Annotated in this window: 1 protein-coding gene; it reads left to right on the forward strand. The window is 70.5% G+C overall.

Annotation, left to right across the window (positions count from 1 at the left end):
* The coding region (locus tag ABD330_RS32175; protein ID WP_344469857.1) for a dihydropteroate synthase at positions 1-1874 on the forward strand (1874 nt) is incomplete at both ends.

Raw genomic sequence — 1874 nt, forward strand, 5'->3', positions numbered from 1 at the left:
CCGGCGGAGATGAGCGAGCACCTGCGCTACCTGGCGAAGAACGCCCGGATCGGGCTGTCCTGCATGCCGAACGCGGGTCTGCCGGTGCTGGGCAAGGACGGCGCGCACTACCCGCTCTCCCCGGCGGAGCTGGCCGACGCGCACGACACCTTCACCCGGGAGTACGGGCTGTCGCTGGTCGGCGGGTGCTGCGGTACGACGCCGGAGCACCTGCGGCAGGTGGTGGAGCGGGTGCGCGGGCGGGCGGTGACGCCGCGCTCCCCGCAGCCGGAGCCGTCCGCCGCCTCGCTGTACCAGTCGGTGCCGTTCCGCCAGGACACCTCCTACCTGGCGATCGGCGAGCGCACCAACGCCAACGGGTCGAAGAAGTTCCGCGAGTCGATGCTCGCCGGCGACTGGCAGGCCTGTGTGGAGATCGCCCGGGACCAGATCCGGGACGGCTCGCACCTGCTGGACCTGTGCGTGGACTACGTCGGCCGCGACGGCGTCGCCGACATGAAGGAGGTCGCCGGCCGGCTGGCCACCGCCTCCACCCTGCCGATCGTGCTGGACTCCACCGAGGTGGACGTGCTGCGCGCGGGGCTGGAGAAGCTCGGCGGCCGGGCGGTGCTGAACTCCGTCAACTACGAGGACGGCAACGCCCCGGACTCGCGGTTCGCGCGGATCGCGGCGCTGGCGCGGGAGCACGGCGCGGGCCTGATCGCGCTGACCATCGACGAGGACGGGCAGGCCCGCACCGCGGCGAAGAAGGTGGAGATCGCCGAGCGGCTGATCACCGAACTCACGCAGGACTACGGCATCGACGAGGGGTCGATCCTGGTGGACTGCCTGGCGTTCACGCTGGGCACCGGGCAGGAGGAGTCGCGCCGCGACGGCATCGAGACGATCGAGGCGATCCGGGAGCTGAAGCGCCGTCACCCGGCGGTGCAGACCACGCTGGGCCTGTCGAACATCTCCTTCGGCCTGTCGCCGGCGGCCCGTCAGGTCATCAACTCGGTGTTCCTGCACGAGTGCGTGCAGGCGGGGCTGGACTCGGCGATCGTGCACGCCTCGAAGATCCTGCCGATCGCGCGGATCCCCGAGGAGCGCCGCGAGGTGGCGCTGGACCTGGTGTACGACCGCCGCTCGGAGGGCTACGACCCGCTGCAGAAGCTGCTGCAGCTGTTCGAGGGCGTCTCGGCGGCCTCCAGTGCGGAGACGAAGGCGCAGGAGCTGGCGGCGCTGCCGCTGGAGGAGCGCCTGCAGCGGCGGATCGTCGACGGCGAGCGCAAGGGCCTGGAGGCGGACCTGGACGAGGCGCTGGCCGGGCGGCCGGCGCTGGAGATCGTCAACAGCACGCTGCTGGCGGGGATGAAGGTGGTCGGCGAGCTGTTCGGCTCCGGGCAGATGCAGCTGCCGTTCGTGCTGCAGTCCGCGGAGGTGATGAAGACCGCGGTGGCGCACCTGGAGCCGCACATGGAGAAGTCCGACGACGAAGGCAAGGGCACCATCGTGCTGGCCACCGTCAAGGGCGACGTCCACGACATCGGCAAGAACCTGGTGGACATCATCCTGTCCAACAACGGCTACACGGTGGTGAACCTGGGGATCAAGCAGCCGGTGTCGGCGATCCTGGACGCGGCGGTGGAGCACCGCGCCGACGTGATCGGGATGTCCGGGCTGCTGGTCAAGTCCACCGTGATCATGAAGGAGAACCTCCAGGAGCTCAACCAGCGCAAGCTGGCCGCCGACTACCCGGTGATCCTGGGCGGCGCCGCGCTGACCCGCGCCTACGTCGAGCAGGACCTGCACGAGATCTACGAGGGCGAGGTCCGCTACGCCCGGGACGCGTTCGAGGGTCTGCGGCTGATGGACGCGCTGATCGCGGTCAAGCG

It is taken from the genome of Kitasatospora kazusensis, assembly GCF_039529945.1.
Classification (GTDB): domain Bacteria; phylum Actinomycetota; class Actinomycetes; order Streptomycetales; family Streptomycetaceae; genus Kitasatospora; species Kitasatospora kazusensis.